Source organism: Kineococcus aurantiacus, from assembly GCF_013409345.1.
GTDB lineage: Bacteria > Actinomycetota > Actinomycetes > Actinomycetales > Kineococcaceae > Kineococcus > Kineococcus aurantiacus.
Map to the genome: position 1 here is coordinate 1,002,889 of NZ_JACCBB010000001.1, position 20,138 is coordinate 1,023,026.

The window sequence follows — 20,138 nt, forward strand, 5'->3', positions numbered from 1 at the left end:
CCGGAGCGCGCCGTCCCCGCGCGCCGCGGTCAGTCGCGCGTGAGCTTGCGGTACGTCACGCGGTGCGGGCGCGCCGCGTCGGGGCCGAGGCGGGCGACCTTGTTCTCCTCGTAGCCGGCGAAGTTGCCCTCGAACCAGTACCAGTTCGCCGGGTTCTCCTCGGTGCCCTCGTAGGCGAGGATGTGGGTCGCGACGCGGTCGAGGAACCACCGGTCGTGGCTGACGACGACGGCGCAGCCGGGGAACTCCAGCAGCGCGTTCTCCAGCGACCCCAGGGTCTCGACGTCGAGGTCGTTGGTCGGCTCGTCCAGGAGCAGGACGTTGCCGCCCTCCTTGAGCGTCAGGGCCAGGTTCAGCCGGTTGCGCTCCCCGCCGGACAGCACGCCCGCGGGCTTCTGCTGGTCCGGGCCCTTGAACCCGAACGCCGAGACGTAGGCGCGCGAGGGCATCTCCTGGTTGCCGACCTGGATGAAGTCCAGGCCGTCGGAGACGGTCTCCCACAGCGTCTTGCCCTGGTCCAGGCCACCGCGGGACTGGTCGACGTAGGACAGCTTGACCGTCTCGCCGATCTTCAGCTCACCGGAGTCGAGCTCCTCCAGGCCGACGATCGTCTTGAACAGCGTCGTCTTGCCGACGCCGTTGGGGCCGATGACGCCGACGATGCCGTTGCGCGGCAGCGAGAACGACAGGCCGTCGATGAGGGTGCGGTCCCCGAAGGACTTCTTGAGGTCCTTGGCCTCGATGACGACCGAGCCCAGGCGCGGGCCGGCCGGGATCTGGATCTCCTCGAAGTCGAGCTTGCGGGTGCGCTCGGCCTCGGCGGCCATCTCCTCGTAGCGGGCCAGGCGGGCCTTGGACTTGGTCTGGCGGCCCTTGGCGTTGGACCGGACCCACTCCAGCTCCTCCTTGAGGCGCTTCTCGAGCTTCTGGTCCTTCTTGCCCTGCACGCTCAGGCGCGCGGCCTTCTTCTCCAGGTAGGTGGAGTAGTTGCCCTCGTACGGGTACGCGCGACCGCGGTCCAGCTCGAGGATCCACTGCGCGACGTTGTCGAGGAAGTACCGGTCGTGGGTGACGGCCAGGACGGCACCGGGGTACTTGGCCAGGTGCTGCTCCAGCCACGTCACCGACTCGGCGTCGAGGTGGTTGGTGGGCTCGTCGAGCAGCAGCAGGTCGGGCGCCTCGAGCAGCAGCTTGCACAGCGCCACGCGGCGCTTCTCACCACCGGACAGGACCGAGACGTCGGCGTCCCCGGGCGGGCAGCGCAGCGCGTCCATGGCCTGCTCCAGCTGGGAGTCCATGTCCCACGCGTTGGCGTGGTCCAGCTCCTCCTGCAGGGTGCCCATCTCGGCCATCAGGGCGTCGAAGTCGGCGTCGGGGTCCTCGAACAGGCCGGTGATCTCGTTGTAGCGGTCCATCTTGACCTTGAGGTCGCCCAGGCCGTCCTGGACGTTCTGCAGGACCGTCTTGGTCTCGTCGAGGGCCGGCTCCTGCATGAGGATGCCGACGCTGTAGCCGGGCGAGAGGCGGGCCTCACCGTTGGAGGGCTGGTCCAGCCCCGCCATGATCTTCAGGACGCTGGACTTGCCCGCGCCGTTGGGGCCGACGACGCCGATCTTGGCGCCGGGGAAGAACGACATGGAGACGTCGTCGAGGATGACCTTGTCCCCGTGCGCCTTGCGAGCCTTGGACATCACGTAGATGAATTCCGCCACGGCCCGAGCCTAGTCGAGGTGGCCCACCGGGACGCACCGCCGCGGGCCGTGCGGGCCGCACCGGGCCGCACCGGGCCCCGGCGCTCGCTAGGGTGTGCCCGTCGGCCCCGGCCGGCGCCAGCGCTCGTAGCTCAACGGATAGAGCGACCGGCTTCTACCCGGTTGGTTGGGGGTTCGAATCCCTCCGAGCGCGCCCCTCACCGCGATCCCCGGGGGTGGCCCGTGCAGCAGTTCGACCGCGGCGGCCTGACGTTCGCCGTGCGCGAGGCCGGGCCCGGCGACGGCGAGGCCGTCGTGTGCCTGCACGGCTTCCCGCAGGGGCCGGAGGCCTACGACGCGCTGACGCCGCTGCTCACCGCGCACGGGCTGCGGGTCCTGGTCCCCGAGCAGCGCGGGTACGGCGCCACCGCCCGGCCCGCGCACCGCCGCGACTACGCCCTCGGCGAGCTCGTCGGGGACGTCCTGGCGCTGCTGGACGCCGCCGGGGTGCGGCGGGCGCACCTCGTGGGTCACGACTGGGGCGGGGTCGTGGCGTGGGCCACCGCCGCCCGGCACCCCGACCGCGTCGCCTCCCTCACCGCGCTCTCCCAGGCGCACCCGGCGGCCTTCGGCGCGGCGGTGCCCCGGTCCTCGCAGGCGCTGCGCTCGGCGTACGTCGCCTTCTTCCAGCTGCCCACGCTGCCCGAGCGGGTGCTGCTGGCCCGCGGCGGGGCCGTGCTGTCGCAGTCGTTGCGGCGCACCGGGCTGCCCGCCGCGCTGGCCGACGGGTACGCCCGCCGCCACCTGGCCCCGGGCAGCCTGACCGCCGCGCTGAACTGGTACCGGGCCCTGGCCCTGGCCGGCCCCGTGGGGGCCGTCGCGGTCCCGGTGACCTACCTGCACGGCCGCCGGGACCCCTTCTACTCCCGCACCGCCGTGGCGGGGACCGCCCGGCACGTGCGGGGGCCGTACCGCCGCGTCGAGCTCGACACCGGGCACTGGGTCCCCGAGCTGGCCCCCGGCGCCGTGGCGCGGGCCGTCCTGGCGGCTGCGGAGGGCGGCCCGCGGTCGTAGCGTCGTCCGCGTGACGCTGCCCACGACCCCGGTCCGCACCCTGGACGGCACCCTCGACGTCCCCCTCGTCGGCCTGGGCACCTACGCGCTGCGCGGTGCGGACGGCTACCGGTCGCTGCGCGGGGCCCTGGACCTGGGCTACCGGCTGCTGGACACCGCGACGATGTACGAGAACGAGGACGAGGTGGGCCGCGCGGTCGCCGACTCCGGGCTGCCCGACGTGCGGATCACCACCAAGCTGCACCACGAGCACGCCGGGCGCGAGGAGGAGTTCCTCGACCGCAGCCTGCGGCTGCTGCGGGTGGACGTCCTGGACCTGTGGCTCATCCACTGGCCGCCGGGCGGGCAGGCCCGCCCCGACGTGTGGGAGCGCCTGGTCGCCGCCCGCGCCGACGGCCGGGTCCGCGCCGTCGGCGTCAGCAACTACTCCCTCGCCCAGATCGACGAGCTCACGGCCGCCACGGGCGTCACCCCCGCGGTGAACCAGGTGAAGTGGGGACCGGCCCGCTTCGACGCGGCGTTCCTCGCCGGGCACCGCGAGCGGGGCGTCGTCCTGGAGGGGTACTCACCGCTGAAGTCGACGGACCTGTCCGACCCGGTGCTGACCGGGATCGCCGCGGAGCACGACGTGACGCCCGAGCAGGTCGTCGTCCGCTGGCACGTCGAGCACGGGGTGATCGCGATCCCCAAGTCCGGCGACCCCGGCCGGCAGGCCCGCAACCGCGACGTGGCCGGTTTCGCGCTGACCGGCGATGAGGTGGCGGCGCTCGACGGGCTCGCGCGGGCGTGAGGGCCCGCGCCGCCCGTCCTCGCCGGGCGCCCCGCGGGGCTCAGCCCGTGACGCGCACCGTCCACGACCCCGTCCCGAGCGCGACGACGTCCCCGTCGGCCAGCTGACGGCCGCGACGGTCCTCGGCCTCGCCGTTGACGGTCACGTCACCGGCCTGCAGCGCCTCGCGGGCCTGGCCGCCGGAGTCGACCGCCCCGGCCAGCTTGAGGAACTGGCCCAGGCGCACGACCCCGGTGACCTCGACCTCGAAGGCGCTCACTCCTCGACGGCCAGCGCACCCAGGACCGCGGAGACGCGCTCGGCCTCGGCGCGGGTCAGCCGCTCGGGCACCAGCACCTCCACGCGGGTGCCGTCGGGCAGCGGGATGGTGTGCATGAGCATCCCCCGGCCCGTGGCGACCACCGAACCGGCCCCGGCGTCGGCCTCCACCTCGGCGTCCACCACCTCCTCCGGCGTCGGCGCGGGCGCGCTCGTCCCGCCCAGGAACGTCCGCAGCCGGTCGATGCCCTGCTCGGCGAGCCGTTCGGCCTGCGGGTCCAGCCGGCCCTGCTTCAGCAGCTTGCGCAGGACCGAGTCGACCGACTCGCCCTGCCACTTGTCCTGATCCATGGCGCAAGCCTCGCACCGCGGCGCGCACCCCGCGTCACCCGCCGGTCGGACCCGGCCCCCTCCGGTCGGCTGCCCCGCCGGGTGCCCCCGGTCCCCCTCCCGGTCCGCCCCCGCGCCGAACGCCGACGTCACGCCGCCGGCGGGCGTCCCCGCCGGCACGCGCCGCCCCCCGCGCGGCGCAGCGCAGCGGCCCCGGGCCGGGGGGCGCCACCCCTCCGGCCCGGCCCCTCAGGCGGCGGTGGCGAGGAACTCGTCCCAGCGCGGGTCGGGCTGCTCGGCGCCCCGGACCGCCCAGGAGGCCCCGCGGGGAGCGGCGGGCCGGAACGGCAGGTGCCAGCCCATCTCCTCGGGGGTGCGGTCGCCCTTGGCGTTGTTGCAGCGCACGCAGGCCGCCACGAGGTTTTCCCAGGTGTCCGGGCCGCGGCGGCTGCGCGGCAGGACGTGGTCGATGGTCGTGGCGTGCCCGCGGCAGTAGGCGCACCGCTGGTGGTCCCGGCGCAGGACACCGCGCCGACTCACGGGCACGACCTGCCCGCGCGGGACCCGGACGTAGCGCGTCAGGAGGATGACGGAGGGGCGTTCGAGGCTGACGGTGGCCCCGACGACGGGGTCCTCGGCGTCGGCCAGGACGACCGACGCCTTCCCCGCCAGCACCAGGACCAGTGCCCTCCGGAAGGACACGACCGCGAGGGGTTCGTAGCCGGCGTTCAGCACGAGCGTGCGCACATCCACCTCCTGAGACGACGAGAGGCGCCTCCCCCGAGGGGGTAGGCGCCTCTGACAGCGACGACGGCCACATGGTGGTGGTGCACGCGGTGGTGCCCCACGACCTGGGCGGCGTACCGGACGTGGGGTATCGCGGTCCCCCGTCGGGGGGTCCAGCCGGGGTGACTCGTGGTCATCGGCCCTCCGCGGTCCTGGTCCGGTGCGGACCTGATCGTCCGTGGAGGGAGAGTACGTCGCCGGAGGTGGACGAGTCAGCAACTTTCCCGTGAATCCCACGGGACGCACGGTCCCCGGGGCGCCGCGGACGGCCCCGGACGCGCGAACCGCCGGTCCCGGGGGCGTGGAGCCCCCGGGACCGGCGGTCGGGTGGTGCGGTGCGGACGCCTCAGACGGTCGGGGCGAGGCGGCCGAAGCTCACCGCGTCGGACCAGATGGCGCGCAGCTGCACGGGCTTGCCGGCGCGGGGGGAGTCCCACATCGAGTTCCCCCCGGCGTAGATGCCCACGTGGTAGGCCCGGCCACCGCCGCTGGAGAAGAAGACCAGGTCGCCCGGCACGGCCTCGCCGCGCGAGATGGTGCGGGCCGCCCGCTTCTGGGCGTCCGCGGTGCGCGGGATCTCCACGCCGAGCTGGCGGTAGACGTAGCTGGTGTAGCCGGAGCAGTCGAAGCCGGCGGGCGTGGTGCCGCCGTAGACGTAGGGCACGCCGGCGTAGTCGTCGGCCACGTCGAGGATGCGCTGCCCCAGCGGGACCGGGGCGGGAGCCGGCGGGGGCGGCGGGGCCGGCGCGGGCGCCGGAGCCGGCTCGGCGACGACCGCCACGGCGGCGGCCGCGGGGACGGGCGCGGGCGGCGGCACGAGCGCGCTCTCGGCGACGCTGGAGGCCACAACGGGGGCGTCGTCGGTCGCGCGGGAGGAGCGCTGGAGCACGGGGGCCGCCAGGACGACGGGCGCCGCGGGGGCGCTCGCGAAGGTCACCGTGGTGGTCGGCGCGGCGACGGTCGCCGGGGCGGAGACGACCCCGGGGACGGTGGTGCCGAACGCGGCGGGCACCGTGGTGGCCACCGAGGCGAAGCTGGTGCCCACGGCGGCGGGCGCGGCCGCGGGGGCGGCACCGGCGGGGGCGGCGATCGACACGAGCAGGCCACCGGCCGCGAGCGCCACGGCGCCGGTGCGGGCGGCGCCGGCGGTGCGGGCGAGGCCGACCGACAGGTCGGTCAGGGGCGTGGTGGAGCGGACGGCGGCGCGGTGGCGCGCCTGGACGCGAGTCGTCAAGGTGGTGGCCTCTCCGACGCCTGCGAGGTGAGCTGTCGGGTTCGGGCGGGAGCATCGCCCGGCCGGTTCGCACCGGCTTCACCCCAAGGGCTCGGCCCGACCCGCTGGTCGGACGTCGCCCGGGAAACGTGGTTCCCCCACCCCTGCCACGAGCTGTCTCGGGGAACCTCGTCGCGGTGGCAGGGCTCGGCGTCCGCGCGAGGACTTCCGCGTGCAGTGACGCGGTAGCGGGTGGACCATAACCCGCCGGCGACGTGGATGTCACGACCCGGTGACGGGCAGGTGCCGGGAGTGTGACGAGATGCTCACATCGGGCTACTCACCGTAGCGATCGAGGACGCAACGCCGACCTCGGTGAGCGCTGGACCACCCGCACCGCCACCCGGCTCCCGCCGGGCCCGACCCGGGAGAGCCCGTCAGGCCAGCGCGACGAAGATGTGCCCGGCCTCGGCCGGTGTGAGGTCCACCACGGTCCCGCCGACGCTCACCTCGACCCCCGACGTGGAGGGCTTCGCGACGACCTCGACGCCCGGGACCAGACCGGCCTCGCGGAACTTCGCCAGCAGCGGCACGTCCGTCTGCAGGGGCTCCCCCAGCCGGCGCACGACGACGCTGCGCCCGGCCACCTCGGCCGACGTCAGCGACTGCACCCCCGCGCGGAACTCCTCCGCGGCCCCGGCCTCCCCCAGCTCGCCCAGCCCCGGGATGGGGTTGCCGTAGGGGTCGAAGTGCGGGTGGTCCAGGATCGCGCCCAGGCGCTTCTCGACCTCCTCGGAGACCACGTGCTCCCAGCGGCAGGCCTCCTCGTGGACCAGGCTCCACTCCAGGCCGATGACGTCGGTCAGCAGCCGCTCGGTGAGGCGGTGCTTGCGCATGACGCGCATGGCCTTGGTCCGCCCGGCCTCGGTCAGCTCCAGGCGGCGGTCGGTGCCCACGTGCAGGAGGCCGTCGCGCTCCATGCGGGCCACCGTCTGGGAGACCGTGGGCCCGGAGTGGTGGAGCCGCTCGGCGATGCGAGCGCGCATCGGCACGATGCCTTCCTCTTCCAGTTCGAAGACCGTCTTGAGGTACATCTCGGTGGTGTCGATGAGATCGCTCACGGGGCACATCATCCGGTATCGGGACCCGTGGTCGCACCCGTGGCCCCCGCCGCGGCACCTGCCCGGGCCCTCCCCCGCCGCCGGCGGCACCCGGTCCCCGATCGCGCCCGGGCACCGGCGCGGCTAGCGTCGCCGGACGTGACGGCGCGCGCGGAGAGCTCCAGTGTCCTGTGGTTCCGGCGCGACCTGCGCCTGCACGACCACCCCGCGCTGCTCGCGGCCGCCGCCGACGGCGCCGTCCTGCCGCTGTTCGTCGTCGACCCGGCGCTGTGGCGGCCCTCCGGCGACGTCCGCCGCGCCTACCTGCTGCGCTCGCTGCGCGCCCTGGACGCCCGGCTCGGCGGTCACCTGGTCGTGGAGGCCGGCGACCCCGCCGAGGTCGTCGACCGGGTCGCGGCGCGCGCCGGGGCCCGCCGCGTGCACGTCACGGCCGACGCCGGCCCCTACGGCCGCCGCCGCGACGACGCCGTGGCGCGGGCGCTGGCGGCGCACGGCCGCGAGCTCGTCCGGACCGGGACGCCCTACGCCATCGGGCCCGGGACCGTCCTGAACGGCTCGGGCAAGCCGTTCCAGGTGTTCACGCCCTTCTCCCGCGCCTGGGCCGCCCACGGCTGGCCCGCTCCCGCCGACGACCCCGGCGAGGTCCGCTGGACCGGCGGGGGCGGGGGCGTCGACGGCCCGCACTGGCCCGAGGAGCCGGACCTGGGCGACCTGGAGCTGCCCGAGGCCGGGGAGGACGCCGCGCACCGGCGCTGGGCCGACTTCCGCGCGCACGCGCTCGCCGGGTACGCCGACGAGCGCGACCGCCCCGACCACGACGGGACCTCCCAGCTCTCGCACGCCCTGAAGTGGGGCGAGGTGCACCCCCGCACGCTGCTGGCCGACCTGCGCCGCCACCGGTCCCCGGGCGCGGACACCTTCCGGACCGAGCTGTGCTGGCGCGACTTCTACGCCGACGTCCTGTGGCACCGCCCCGACAGCGCCCGCGAGTACTACAAGCCGCAGCTGGCCGGGCTGCGCTACGCCGAGCCCGGCGAGCAGTTCGAGGCGTGGTCGCAGGGGCGCACGGGGTACCCGATCGTCGACGCCGGGATGCGGCAGATGCGGTCGGTGGGCTGGGTGCACAACCGGGTGCGGATGATCGTGGCCAGCTTCCTGGTCAAGGACCTGCACGTGGAGTGGCAGCACGGGGGCCGGGAGTTCATGCGCTGGCTGCGCGACGGGGACCTGGCCAGCAACATGCACGGCTGGCAGTGGGTGGCCGGCTCGGGCACCGACGCCTCCCCCTTCTTCCGGGTGTTCAACCCCGTCACCCAGGGCCAGCGGTTCGACCCCTCCGGCGACTACGTCCGCCAGCACGTCCCCGAGCTGCGCCACCTGCCCGGCCGCAGCGTCCACACGCCGTGGGAGGCCGCCGACGGGTACGCCCACGGGTACCCCGAGCGCATCGTCGACCACGCCCACGAGCGGCGGGTGGCGCTGGCCGAGTACGCGCGCGTGCGGGGCTGACCCCCGCCGGGCCCCCGGCGGCGGGTCAGGGCGTGGGGTGCCGGGCGTCGTAGCGCAGGAAGCCCCGCTGCCAGGCGGCCAGCGCGAGCACGGCCGCGACGCAGGCCAGGCCCCCGCCGAGCGCCGCGAGCCCCTCGCCCACGCCACCGGCGGCCGAGCCCAGGACGAGGTCGCCCAACCGGGGACCGCCCGCGACGACGACGATGAAGACCCCCTGCAACCGGCCGCGCAGGGCGTCGGGGGTGGCGACCTGCAGGATCGTGCCGCGGAAGACCGCGCTCACCGCGTCGGCGGCCCCGGAGACGGCCAGCAGCCCGACGCACAGCCACAGCTTCCAGGCGTCGCCGTCGGGGGCGAGGACGAGCACCAGCCCGAACGCCGCGACGGAGGCGCCGTAGACGCTCACGCAGCCGACGACGAACGCGCCCTGCCGGCGCACCGCGCCCAGCGGGCCGGAGAACAGCCCGGCCAGGACCGAGCCCAGCGCGAACCCCGCCCCCAGGACGCCGACGGTCCGGGCGCCGCCGCCCAGCTCGGCGGCGGCGATCGCCGGGTACAGCACGCGCGGCATGGCGAAGACCATGGCGCACAGGTCGGCCAGGAACGTCATGCGGATGTTGGGCCGGGTCCCGAGGAAGGTCATGCCCTCCAGGACCGAGCGCAGGCCCGGGCGGCGGGCGCCGGCCGCCGCGTCGGGCCGCATGGGCGGCAGCCGCCACACCCCGGCCAGGGCGGCCACGAACGTCAGCGCGTCGACGGTGTAGGCGGCCTGGAACCCCCAGCCGCCGACGAGGAACCCCGCCAGCAGCGGCCCGACGGTCAGGGCGACGGCGTTCGTCGTGCCCGACAGGGCGTTCGCGGCCGGGAGCAGCTCGCGCGGGACGATCCCGGGGACGATGGCCGAGCGGGCCGGGTTGTTGACGGCGAAGGCCGCGCTCTGCAGCGCCACGAGGCCGTAGAGCAGCCCGACGGAGTCCACGTGCAGCCACGCCTGGACCGCGATGGCGATGGACAGGACCCACAGCGCGAGCGAGGCCAGCAGGGCGACGCGGCGGCGGTCGTGCACGTCGACGAGCGCTCCCCCGTACAGCCCCAGCCCGACGAGGGGGACGAGCGCGAAGATGCCGACGAGGCCGACGGAGAACGTCGAGGAGGTCAGCGCGTAGACCTGCAGGCCGACGGTGACGACGGTCAGCTGGGTGCCGATCCCGGCGAGCGACTGGCCGATCCACAGCCACCGGAAGGCGGGGACCTCGCGCAGCGGGGTGGTGTCGGCGAGGAACCGCCGCCGGGTGACGGGTGGTGAGCTCACGCCCTGGAGGTTAAGCGGTTGCCCGGGGCGACGTCCCCCCAGGGCCCTGCGCCGGGACGCAGGAAGTCCCCGGGCGCTTCCCGCCCGGCGGTGCTGGCACCGTCGGGGCGGTCCGGTTGGACAGACCGGCGCCCGGGGACCCGGTGACTGCCGTGGATTCGCCGCGCTGCGCGGGGCGACCAGAGCGGTCCGCGTCCTGTCGCGCAGCTGCTAGCTGGCAGCCACCTCACGCGTCCGATGGGAAACCATGTTTTCGGACCACCTCCTTCCCGTGTCCTCCGACGGTACGACGGGGTCCGCCGGTTGTCACCCCCGTTTTCCCGGCGACCCCGGGGACCGCGCCGAGCCGGTCCCCGGACCGGCGCCGCGCGGGGGTCCGGGGACCGGCTTGTGGCGGAGGCCCCACCGGCCCTACAGTTCTCGCCGACCAGTTGTTGTCAGAACCACCTTTACTGATCCGGGGCCAGGGTCCATGAGCACGTCCCAGCAGGCGATCCTCGTCGCGGTGTCGACGGTGATCTTCGCGCTGCTGCCCGACCGCGACGGCGCCGTGCGCGTGCACCTGCCGCTCGTGCGGCGGACCCGGGACCCCTTCGGGGGCCAGTGGGCCCTGCCCGGCGGCTGGGTGCGCACGGCCGAGAGCCTCAGCGACGCCGGGCGCCGGACGCTGGCGGAGACGACGGGCCTGCGGCCCAGCTACCTGGAGCAGCTCTACACCTTCGGGCGCCCGGACCGCTCCCCCGGCCAGCGCGTCGTGTCCGTCGTCTACTCCGCCCTCGTGCGCAACCACGAGGCGGCCGCCGCCGTCGAGGGCGAGAACGTGCGCTGGACCTCGGCCGACGACTGCACGGGACTAGCCTTCGACCACGACGAGGTCGTGCAGTACGCGCTGTGGCGGTTGCGGACGAAGGTCCAGCACGCCCACGTGGCCCAGCACTTCCTCGACGAGCAGTTCTCCCTGGCGCAGTTGCGCGAGGTGCACGAGGCGGTGCTGCAACGTCCCCTCGACCCCGCGAACTTCCGCCGCCAGGTGGAGGGGTCCGGGACCGTCGTGGAGACCGGCGAACGCCAGACCGGGGGCCGGCACCGGCCCCCCAAGCTCTACCGGGCCGTGGTCCCCGAGGGATCCGCCGGCCCGCTGCTGTCCGCCGGCCCGCTCGCCTGAGCGACCCGGGAACGTTCACAGGAACTCCTCGAGAAAAGGCTGCCCGATGGCGTCCGTCCCCACGCAGATCGCCCTGCTCACCCGCACCCCGGGGGGAGCCGACGCGACGTGCGACCCCGACCTGCCCACCGCGCCGTGGCAGTTCGACGCCGTCCCCGGGCGGCCCCTGCCGCTGCCCACGTACGGCGCGGGAGCCTCCCGGCAGGACCCCGTCCCCGCCGACGCCCCGGTGCAGCAGCAGATCCCCGCGCAGTACCGGCTGCTGCCGGCCGACGAGCTCGACCGCCGCATCCGCGCCGCCAAGCAGACCCTCGGGTCGCGCGTCACGATCCTCGGCCACGCCTACCAGCGCGACGAGATCGTCCAGCACGCCGACTTCGTGGGCGACTCCTTCCAGCTCGCCCAGCAGTCCCAGCAGCACCCCGAGGCCGAGTTCGTCGTGTTCTGCGGCGTCCACTTCATGGCCGAGACGGCCGACCTGCTCACCACCCCCGAGCAGCCCGTCATCCTGCCCAACCTGGCCGCGGGCTGCTCGATGGCCGACATGGCCGACATCGACGCCGTGCAGGCCTGCTGGGAACAGCTCGAGGCGCTCTACGGCACCGAACCCGACGCCGACGGCAAGGTCCCCGTCGTCCCGGTCACCTACATGAACTCCGCCGCGGCCCTGAAGGGTTTCTGCGGCGAGCACGGCGGGATCGTGTGCACCAGTTCCAACGCGCGCGAGGTCCTGGAGTGGGCGTTCGAGCGCGGGCAGCGCGTGCTGTTCTTCCCCGACCAGCACCTGGGCCGCAACACCGCCAAGGCCATGGGCGTCGACGTCGCCGACATGCCCCTGTGGGACCCCCGCAAACCCCGCGGCGGGAACTCCGAGGAGGCGTTGCGCGACGCCCGGGTCGTGCTGTGGCGCGGCTGGTGCTCGGTGCACCAGCGGTTCACCGTCGACCAGATCGCGCAGGCCCGCGCGAAGAACCCCGACGTCCGCGTCATCGTGCACCCCGAGTGCCCGGTGGAGGTCGTCGACGCCGCCGACGAGGCCGGGTCCACCCGGTACATCCAGCTCGCGGTCGACGCCGCCGCCCCCGGCACGGCGTTCGCGATCGGCACCGAGGTCAACATGGTCCGGCGCCTGGCCGACACCCGGCCCGACCTGACGATCGAGTGCCTGGACCCCGTCGTGTGCCCCTGCTCGACGATGTACCGCATCCACCCCGCCTACCTGGCCTGGGTGCTGGAGTCCCTCGTCGAGGGCCGGGTCGTGAACCGGGTCAGCGTCGACGCCGGGGTGGCCGCCAACGCGCGCACGGCGGTGGAGCGGATGCTGGCGGTCGGGGCGTGAGACACCCCGGACCCGTGGAGCTGCGCACCGACGTCCTCGTCGTCGGTGCGGGCGTCGCCGGGCTGACGGCAGCCCTGGAGGCCGCCCGGACCGGGCGGGTCGTCCTGGCCACCAAGACCTCCCTCGGCGACGGCAGCACCCACTACGCCCAGGGCGGGATCGCGGCGGCGACGGGGGCCGCCGACGTCCCCGTCCACGTCGCCGACACCCTCGCCGCGGGAGCCGGGCTGTCCAGCCCGGCGGCCGTGCAGGCGTTGTGCGCCGCCGGGCCGGGCGCCGTGCGGGTCCTGGCCGAACGGGGCGTGGAGTTCGACCGCGCCCGCTCCGGCGACTGGGCCCTGGGCCTGGAGGCCGCGCACACCACCTCGCGCATCCTGCACGCCGGCGGGGACCGGACCGGGGAGGCGATCTCGCAGGCCCTGGCCGCGGCCGTGCGGCGCAGCGACGTGGCGGTCCACGAGGACGCCTTCCTCGTGGGGCTGCTCACCTCCGGCGGCCGCGTCACGGGCGCGGAGTTCCACGTCGGGCAGGAGTCCCCGCACCTGCTGCGCGTCCACGCCGGGGCCGTCGTCCTGGCCACCGGCGGGGCCGGGCAGCTGTTCAGCCGCACGACGAACCCGCCCGTCGCCACGGCCGACGGCCTCGCGGCCGCGTTCCGGGCCGGTGCGCTCGTCGCGGACCTGGAGTTCTTCCAGTTCCACCCGACCGTGGCCGCGGTGCCCGCGCCGTTCCTCGTCTCCGAGGCCGTCCGCGGCGAGGGGGCCGTGCTGCTCGACGCCGCCGGGAACCGGTTCATGCCCGCGGTCGACCCGCGCGCCGAGCTCGCCCCGCGCGACGTCGTCGCCCGCGCCATCGCCACGGCCATGGCCGAGCACGGCGGCCGGCCCGCCCTGCTCGACGCGACGGGGGTCTCCGCGACCCTCGGCCGCCCCTTCGCCGACCGCTTCCCCGGCATCGCGCGGATGTGCGCGCAGGCCGGCCTGGACCCCGAGCACGACCCCGTGCCCGTGACGCCCGCCGCGCACTACTGGATGGGCGGGGTCCGCACCGACGCCGCGGGCCGCACGTCGCTGCCGGGCCTGTGGGCCGCCGGGGAGGTGGCCTGCTCCGGCGTGCACGGCGCGAACCGGCTGGCCTCGAACTCCCTGCTGGAGGCCCTCGTCGCCGGCGGAACGGTCGTGGCCGACATCGCCCGCGGCGCCGCGGCGGCCCGGTTCGACGACGAGGTCACCACCGTCACCTCCCCCGCGCTGCCCCAGGCCGCGCACGTCGGGCGCCGCGAGCTGCAGGCCGCGCTGTGGGAGCACGCCGGGCTGGTGCGCGACGAGGCCGGCCTGGCGGTCGCCACCAAGCTCCTCACCCCCCAGGAGGAACCCGTCGAGATCCTCCCCGGCGACCTCGACGTGCCCCGCGCCACGCGCGAGGACGCCAACCTGCTGCTCGCCGCGCGCCTGCTCGTCGCGGCCGCCACCGCGCGCCGGGAGAGCCTGGGCGCGCACTTCCGCAGCGACCACCCCACCAGCCCGCCGCGGCCCGTGCGCCGCAGTTCCCGGAGGACCGCGTGAGAACCGCAGCCGACGTCGTCGCGCTCGCCCTGGCCGAGGACGCCCCCTGGGGGGACGTCACGAGCGAGGCCCTGCTGCCGGCCGACGCCGCCGCCGACGCCCAGCTCGTGGCCCGCGAACCGGGCGCGCTGGCCGGCACCGGGGCCGCCCGCGAGGCGTTCGCGCAGGCCGCCCGCCTCACCGGCGGGTCGCTGGACCTGCTGGAGCTGTCCGCCGACGGCACCCGCTTCGCCGCCGGGGACGTGCTGGGGCGCGTGCGCGGGACCGCCCGCGGGGTCCTGCGCGCCGAGCGCGTCGCCCTGAACCTGCTGCAGCACCTGTCGGGCGTCGCCACCCACACCGCGCGGTTCGTCGAGGCCGTGGCCGGCACGGGCGCGCGCGTCGTCGACACCCGCAAGACCACACCCGGGCTGCGCGCGCTCGAACGCGCCGCCGTGCGCGCCGGCGGCGGGCACAACCACCGCTGGTCGCTGTCGGACGCCGTCCTGGTCAAGGACAACCACCTCGCGGTGCTGCTGGCCTCCGGGCTCGACGTCACCGCGGCGCTGAGGTCGGTGCGGGCCGCCGTGCCGCACACGACGGCGATCGAGGTGGAGGTCGACCGCCTCGACCAGCTCGACGCGGTGCTGGCCGCCGACGTCGACGTCGTGATGCTCGACAACTTCGCCCTGGCCGACCTCGCCGAGGGCGTCCGGGTCGTCCGGGCCCGCTCCCGGGCCCTGGTCGAGGCCAGCGGCGGGGTCACCCTGCAGACCGTCGGCGCCATCGCCGCGACGGGCGTCGACCTCGTCTCGGTGGGGTCCCTGACGCAGAACCCCCGGACCCTGGACCTGGGGCTCGACACCACGGTCGCGGCGTGAGCGCCTACCTCGACCACGCCGCCACCTCCCCGCCGCGGCGCGAGGTCCTCGAAGCGGTCTGGCCCTACCTGACGCAGGTCACCGGCAACCCCTCCAGCGCGCACGAGGCGGGCCGGGCCGCCAAGGCCGGGCTCGACGCCGCCCGCGCCGCCATCGCCGACGTCCTCGGCGCCCGGCCCGGGGAGGTCGTGCTCACCGCCGGCGGCACCGAGGCCGACAACCTCGCCGTCACCGGGATCGCGACGGCCGCCCCGCGCGGACGGCACGTCGTGGTCTCCGCGATCGAGCACCCCGCCGTCCTGGAGACCGCGAAGGCCCTGCGCGGCAGCGGTTTCACCGTCGACGTCGTGGGCGTCGACCGGGACGGGCTGCTGGACCTCGACGAGCTCGACGCCGTGCTGCGGCCCGACACGACGCTGGTGTCGGTGATGTACGCCAACAACGAGATCGGCACCGTGCAGCCGCTGGCCGAGATCGGCGCGCGCTGCCGGGCGCTGGGCGTGCCGTTCCACACCGACGCCGTCCAGGCCGCCGGGCACCTCGACCTCGACGTCGCGACCCTGGGCGTCGACGCGCTGTCGGTCTCGGCGCACAAGTTCGGCGGGCTGCGGGGGGCCGGTTTCCTCTGGGTCCGCTCGGCCGTCCCGCTCAGCCCCGTCCTGCACGGCGGCGGCCAGGAGCGCGGGCGCCGCTCGGGCACGACGGACGTGGCCTCGGCCGTGGGGACGGCCGTCGCGCTGCACCTGGCCGCCACGACGCGCGCGCAGGAGGTGCCGCGGCTGACCGCGCTGCGGGACCGGCTCGTCGAGGGCGTGCTCGCCGGCGTCCCGGGGGCCGCGCTGACCGGTCACCGCACCCGGCGGCTGCCCGGTCACGCCTCCTTCTGCTTCGCCGGCGTCGGCGGGGAGACCGTGCTGGCCGAGCTGGAGACCGCCGGGATCACCTGCTCCAGCGGGTCGGCCTGCTCGGCCGACTCCGAGGACGCCTCGCACGTCCTGCTGGCCACCGGCGTCCCGGCGGACCTGGCCCGCACCGCCGTGCGGTTCACGCTGGGCCGCACCTCCGGCGAGGACGACGTCGACGCCGTCCTGGCCGCCCTGCCGCGCGCCGTGGCGACCGCCCGCGGCTGAGGGCCGGGGCGGTCGGCCGGGCCCTCAGCCGAAGGGCACCGTCTCCAGCAGCTCCCACGGGCCGCCCGCGTACCGGTGCACCGCCAGCGCCTCGACGGTGAAGCCCCACGGGGCGAACCCGGCGTCCAGCCGCTCGACGGTGGCCCGGGCCGTGGCGGGGTCGACGAAGTTCTGGACCGTGACGTGCGGGCGGAACCCCTGGGCGTCCTGGCGGGTGAGGCGGCCGGCGAAGCGGCCCGCGACGGCGGCGCGCGCGGCCACCAGGCCGGGGCTGTCCACGACGAGCGCGGCCCCGCGGCCCAGGGAGCGCACCGAGCGCACCTGCGCCCGCGGCGGGTCCGCCCGGCAGGCGTCCCGGCAGGCCTCGACGACTTCGCCGAGCGCCTCGCCGGGCAGGGCGTGGAACAGGGTCAGGTGGGCGGGCAGCTGGTTGCGCTCGGGCGGGAAGTTCTCCCGCCGCAACCGGTCCAGCTCCTCCTGGGCCGCCGCGTCGGGGGCGGCGGCGACGATCAGCGCGCTCACGGCCGCGCCAGGACGGTCCCGAGGACGCCCGAGGCCACGCACAGCACCGACAGGACGAGGGCCGCCGTCCACCAGCCCCGGTCCGGGTGGCCGCCGCGCAGGGCCCGGACGCCCAGGACCAGGACCACCAGCCCCATGACGACGCCGAGCGGGGCCAGCGCCAGGGAGACGACCAGCCCCGCGAGGGAGGCGACGATCCCCGCGAGGGCGCCGGTGTTGGTGGGCTGCGCCTTCTGCTCCTGCACGGCCCCACTCTCCCACGCGCCCCGCGGGGCGGCCCGCGTCAGCCGACGGTGACCACCGTGCGGTCCCGGGAACCGTCGTACGTCACGAGCCCCAGGTACCGGGTGCCGGGGTCCAGCCCCGCCCAGGACGCCGTGAAGGTGGCCGGGCGGCCCTGGGTGAGCGGCAGCGCGCCCGGTGCGACCGTGAACGACCCGGTGCCGGCGCCCGCCCCCAGGACGTACGTCGTCAGCTGGTAGCCCACGTCCTGCCGGCCGGGGGCCGGGGCGTACGGCTCGACGCGCAGGAGGTAGTCGCCGGGGGTGACGTACCCGTCGATGCGCTCGTCGGACGACGCCGTGGCCGACGCCTCGACGAGGTCGCCGCCGGTCGTGAACAGCCCCATGTCCACGTCCGAGCCGTCCTCGCCCACCACGTCGAAGCGGGTGAACGCGGTGCCCTCGGGGATCGTCACGGGCAGCTCGTCGTAGTAGCCCAGCGGGATGCGCTGGCGGTAGGTGTCGCCCGCGACCAGGCCGGTGGTGCGCAGGCCCAGCGTGCCGCTGCGGCCCGCCGTGACGGTCCCGGTGACCGACCCCTGCGCGGCGGCCGGGGCGGTCAGCTCGGCCGGGGCGGTCAGGGCGACCGGTTCGAGGGCGATCGGCGAGTGCACGCTCAGGCCCGACCCGCCGGTCCAGGTGAGACCGCCGGAGACCCACTTGCCCAGCGCCGCGCTCGTGCGGGTGAACGTGACCCGGAACTGCGCGGTCTGGCCGGCCTGCAGGTTCAGCACGCTGGGCCGCACCTGGACGTCGAAGCCCGCCACCGAGGCCTTCGCGTAGTACAGGCCCGCCGTGGTGGCCGTCACCGTGCGCGTCACCGTGCGCGTCCCGGCGAGGTCGCCGACGGCGAGGGAGGCCTGGTTGAGGTCGCTGGGGTCGATCCCCGTGAGCCCGGTGCCGGTGGCGACGCCGGAGCCCTCCAGGTAGCGCAGCCAGTCGAGGGGCGTGGAGTCGTAGACCAGCCCCGGCGTCAGCATCCTCGTCGGGTCGACGAAACCGGCGCCGCCGGCGAACACGCGGCGCTGGGCCCGGCCGTCGGGGCCCAGGAGGCTGCGGGCCGTGGTCATGAGGGCCGACTTGACCGCCATCGGCGTGAACTCCGGGTGCGCCGCGACGTACAGCGCCGCGAGCCCGGTGACGTGCGGGGCCGACATCGAGGTGCCGGACTCGGGGGCGAACAGGTCCCGGCCGTTGGTGGTGGCGTCGGGCGAGTACCCGGCCAGGACACCGGAGCCGGGGGCGGCCAGGTCGGGTTTGAGGACGTCGCCGCCGTCGACGAGGGCCGGGCCGCGCCCGGAGAACGCCGAGACCTGCGGGGCCGGGGTGGCCCGGCCGCTGGTGTTGCCGGGCTGGAAGGCCACGGTGGGGTTCGCGGTCCGGCGGACGTAGGCGACGACGGCCTCGCCCGCCGCGGTGTCCAGGTGGACGGTCGGGACGGAGTGCGCGTCGGGTTCGAGGGAGTTCGGCGTCGGGTTGTAGAGGACCATCCCGGCGCCCCCGGCGCGGGCGACCTCGGCCGACTTGTCGATGCGGGCGGTCACGGCCCGCTGGCAGACGACGACCTTGCCCCTCACCTTCGCCGCGTCCAGGGACCCGGCGAAGCACTTGGCGGCGTCGTCGGCGCTGCGGCCGGCCGCGGCGACGGCCGAGCCCAGGACGACCAGGGTGCGCGGCAGCGCGGACTGCACCAGCCGGGCGCCGACGAGCTTCCTGCCGTCGCCCAGGACGACGGTGCCCTCGCGCAGCACCGAGGTGGCCGCGGCGACGGTGGTGACCCAGGGGCCGGTGTTCTCGGCGGTGGAGGCGCCGGGTCCGGAGTTGCCCGCGGAGGCGGAGACGAAGATCCCGGCCGAGGCCGCGACGAGGAACGCGAGGTCGATCGGGTCGGCCGCGTCGGCCGTGGCCCCGCCGCCGATGGAGTAGTTGATGACGTCGACGTTGTCGGCGACGGCCTGGTCGATGGCGGCGAGCAGGTCGGAGGTCAGGCAGGAGTTGTCGCCGTCCTCGCCGGTCCAGCAGACCTTGTAGACGGCGAGGGAGGCGGCCGGGGCGATGCCCGTGACGTCGCCGTAGGACACGCCGTCGATGCTGGCCGGGACGCCGGGCAGCCCGACGGCGGTCGTGGCGGTGTGGGTGCCGTGGCCGTCGCTGTCGCGGGCGGAGTCGTACTCGTCGTCGGCCAGGCCGTGGGCGGCCCTGAACCCGGTGTTGAAGGCCCGGGCGCCGACGACCTTGGTCGTGCAGTCGGCCGCCGTCCAGCCCCGGCCGGTCTGGCAGACGCCCGTGTAGGTGCCGCCGTCGGCCTTGGGCACCGTGATGGTCCCGCCGGAGCGGTAGGCCCCGAAGGGGTCGCCCGCGGGGGCCTTCGAGGGCAGCTTCGCGCCGGCGACGGAGGGGTGCTCGGGCCACAGGCCGGTGTCGAGGTCGGCGACGACGACGCCCTTCCCGGCCTGCGCCACCCCGCCGAGCTGCTCCCAGACGCCCCCGGGGCCGGTCAGGCCGAGGTAGTCGGCCGTGGTCCGCGCGGGGGCGGCGGCGGCGAGGGTCGTGGCGGTGGGCGCGGCGGCCGGTGCCTGCTCGGTGGCCTGCTCGGTGGCCTCCTCGGTGGCCTCGTCGACGGCCGCCGCGGTCTGCTCGGTGGCGGTCTGGGCGGTGGCCTGGTCGGCGGTCAGGTGGCGCACGCTGTCGGGGGCGACCGAGACGACGCCGGGGGTGGCGGCCAGCTTGCCGGCCTGCGCGGCCGTCAGCGTCGCGCTGAACCCGTTGAGCGCCACGGTGTAGCGCTGCCGGGGCTGGACCCCGACGGCGTCGGCGACGCGTTGCTGGGCGCCCAGGAGCAGGTCGCGGTAGCGCTGCGTCGTGGCGCCGGACAGGTCCAGGCCGCCCGTGGCGGACTTCAGCCGCGGGATGCCCGGCAGCGAGCCGTCGTACCCGGCGATGGGGTCCTGCGCGAGCGTGACGACGTAGTTGCCGGCGGTGAACCCCTGCGTGCTGTGGCGGGTGGGCGCGGTGGGTGCGGCTTGGGCCGGCAGCGCCGGGACGGCGGCGAGCAGGAGGCCCACCCCCATCGCGAGCACCGGCCGGACGGCTCGGCGGTGGGGACGGGGGGCGACCATGGTGCGGCCTCCTGCTGGTGCCGGTGGTGGACGACAGCACGGCGTCCGTGACAGTCGGTGAGCCTGTGACAAC

Annotated in this window: 18 protein-coding genes, 1 tRNA gene and 1 riboswitch; of the genes, 9 read left to right on the forward strand and 10 right to left on the reverse strand. The window is 75.9% G+C overall.

What is annotated here, in order from left to right:
• Window positions 1-29: 29 nt before the first annotated feature.
• Complete coding sequence (gene ettA / locus BJ968_RS04760; RefSeq protein ID WP_179749679.1) at window positions 30-1,712, reverse strand: energy-dependent translational throttle protein EttA; 1,683 nt, start codon at window positions 1,710-1,712, stop codon at window positions 30-32.
• A gap of 120 nt (window positions 1,713-1,832) precedes the next feature.
• Between ettA and BJ968_RS04765 the strand changes: the two genes are divergently transcribed.
• The 3 genes from BJ968_RS04765 to BJ968_RS04775 all read left to right on the forward strand — a co-directional run bounded on the left by BJ968_RS04765 (window position 1,833) and on the right by BJ968_RS04775 (window position 3,555).
• Window positions 1,833-1,905 (forward strand) — tRNA-Arg (locus BJ968_RS04765).
• A gap of 29 nt (window positions 1,906-1,934) precedes the next feature.
• Complete coding sequence (locus BJ968_RS04770) at window positions 1,935-2,765, forward strand: alpha/beta fold hydrolase (RefSeq protein ID WP_179749681.1); 831 nt, start codon at window positions 1,935-1,937, stop codon at window positions 2,763-2,765.
• Window positions 2,766-2,775: 10 nt separating this feature from the next.
• Entirely contained in the window at window positions 2,776-3,555 is a 780-nt protein-coding gene (locus BJ968_RS04775; protein WP_218884803.1) for an aldo/keto reductase, read from the forward strand.
• A 40-nt stretch (window positions 3,556-3,595) separates the two neighbouring features.
• On the opposite strand, the gene BJ968_RS04780 is transcribed toward BJ968_RS04775, so the two are convergent.
• The 5 genes from BJ968_RS04780 to BJ968_RS04800 all read right to left on the reverse strand — a co-directional run bounded on the left by BJ968_RS04780 (window position 3,596) and on the right by BJ968_RS04800 (window position 7,263).
• Window positions 3,596-3,814, reverse strand: a complete 219-nt coding sequence (locus tag BJ968_RS04780) for an RNA-binding S4 domain-containing protein (RefSeq protein WP_343077811.1) — start codon at window positions 3,812-3,814, stop codon at window positions 3,596-3,598.
• Window positions 3,811-4,164 (reverse strand): hypothetical protein, encoded by a 354-nt coding sequence (locus BJ968_RS04785; RefSeq protein WP_179749683.1) that lies wholly within the window; start codon window positions 4,162-4,164, stop codon window positions 3,811-3,813. Before BJ968_RS04785 ends, BJ968_RS04780 begins: the two co-directional genes overlap by 4 nt.
• Before the next feature lie 228 nt (window positions 4,165-4,392).
• Window positions 4,393-4,890 (reverse strand): HNH endonuclease, encoded by a 498-nt coding sequence (locus BJ968_RS04790; RefSeq protein WP_179749685.1) that lies wholly within the window; start codon window positions 4,888-4,890, stop codon window positions 4,393-4,395.
• A 385-nt stretch (window positions 4,891-5,275) separates the two neighbouring features.
• Entirely contained in the window at window positions 5,276-6,163 is an 888-nt protein-coding gene (locus tag BJ968_RS04795; protein ID WP_179749687.1) for a C40 family peptidase, read from the reverse strand.
• Window positions 6,164-6,165: 2 nt separating this feature from the next.
• Window positions 6,166-6,337, reverse strand: a riboswitch (cyclic di-AMP (ydaO/yuaA leader).
• Window positions 6,338-6,579: 242 nt separating this feature from the next.
• Entirely contained in the window at window positions 6,580-7,263 is a 684-nt protein-coding gene (locus BJ968_RS04800; protein WP_179749689.1) for an iron-dependent transcriptional repressor DtxR, read from the reverse strand.
• A 138-nt stretch (window positions 7,264-7,401) separates the two neighbouring features.
• Here BJ968_RS04800 and BJ968_RS04805 point away from each other — a divergent pair, with 138 nt between their 5' ends.
• A complete protein-coding gene (locus tag BJ968_RS04805) occupies window positions 7,402-8,772 on the forward strand; it encodes an FAD-binding domain-containing protein (protein WP_179749691.1) in 1,371 nt (456 codons plus the stop codon).
• Window positions 8,773-8,797: 25 nt separating this feature from the next.
• Here BJ968_RS04805 and BJ968_RS04810 read toward each other — a convergent pair whose 3' ends face one another.
• Window positions 8,798-10,084 carry an MFS transporter gene (locus BJ968_RS04810; protein WP_179749705.1) on the reverse strand — a complete coding sequence of 429 codons (1,287 nt, stop codon included), beginning with the start codon at window positions 10,082-10,084 and terminating at the stop codon, window positions 8,798-8,800.
• A 472-nt stretch (window positions 10,085-10,556) separates the two neighbouring features.
• Between BJ968_RS04810 and BJ968_RS04815 the strand changes: the two genes are divergently transcribed.
• The 5 genes from BJ968_RS04815 to BJ968_RS04835 are packed head-to-tail and all read left to right on the forward strand — an operon-like array spanning window position 10,557 to window position 16,143.
• Window positions 10,557-11,249, forward strand: coding sequence for an NUDIX hydrolase (locus BJ968_RS04815; RefSeq protein ID WP_179749707.1), 693 nt, complete (start codon window positions 10,557-10,559; stop codon window positions 11,247-11,249).
• Window positions 11,250-11,295: 46 nt separating this feature from the next.
• Window positions 11,296-12,588: a quinolinate synthase NadA gene (gene nadA / locus BJ968_RS04820; RefSeq protein WP_179749709.1), complete on the forward strand. Its 1,293-nt coding sequence runs from the start codon at window positions 11,296-11,298 to the stop codon at window positions 12,586-12,588.
• Between the two features lie 14 nt (window positions 12,589-12,602).
• Entirely contained in the window at window positions 12,603-14,153 is a 1,551-nt protein-coding gene (gene nadB / locus BJ968_RS04825; RefSeq protein WP_218884809.1) for an L-aspartate oxidase, read from the forward strand.
• Complete coding sequence (nadC, locus tag BJ968_RS04830; RefSeq protein WP_179749711.1) at window positions 14,150-15,013, forward strand: carboxylating nicotinate-nucleotide diphosphorylase; 864 nt, start codon at window positions 14,150-14,152, stop codon at window positions 15,011-15,013. The genes nadB and nadC overlap by 4 nt, the downstream gene beginning before the upstream one ends.
• Complete coding sequence (locus BJ968_RS04835; protein WP_179749713.1) at window positions 15,010-16,143, forward strand: aminotransferase class V-fold PLP-dependent enzyme; 1,134 nt, start codon at window positions 15,010-15,012, stop codon at window positions 16,141-16,143. The genes nadC and BJ968_RS04835 overlap by 4 nt, the downstream gene beginning before the upstream one ends.
• Window positions 16,144-16,167: 24 nt before the next feature.
• Here the strand turns inward: BJ968_RS04835 and BJ968_RS04840 are convergent, their stop codons facing one another.
• Genes BJ968_RS04840 through BJ968_RS04850 form a run of 3 tightly spaced genes read right to left on the reverse strand, consistent with a single transcriptional unit; the run spans window position 16,168 to window position 20,065 of the window.
• Window positions 16,168-16,665 carry a 2'-5' RNA ligase family protein gene (locus BJ968_RS04840; RefSeq protein ID WP_179749715.1) on the reverse strand — a complete coding sequence of 166 codons (498 nt, stop codon included), beginning with the start codon at window positions 16,663-16,665 and terminating at the stop codon, window positions 16,168-16,170.
• Window positions 16,662-16,910, reverse strand: a complete 249-nt coding sequence (locus BJ968_RS04845; RefSeq protein WP_179749717.1) for a hypothetical protein — start codon at window positions 16,908-16,910, stop codon at window positions 16,662-16,664. Before BJ968_RS04845 ends, BJ968_RS04840 begins: the two co-directional genes overlap by 4 nt.
• A gap of 38 nt (window positions 16,911-16,948) precedes the next feature.
• Complete coding sequence (locus tag BJ968_RS04850; RefSeq protein WP_179749719.1) at window positions 16,949-20,065, reverse strand: S8 family serine peptidase; 3,117 nt, start codon at window positions 20,063-20,065, stop codon at window positions 16,949-16,951.
• Window positions 20,066-20,138 lie beyond the last annotated feature (73 nt).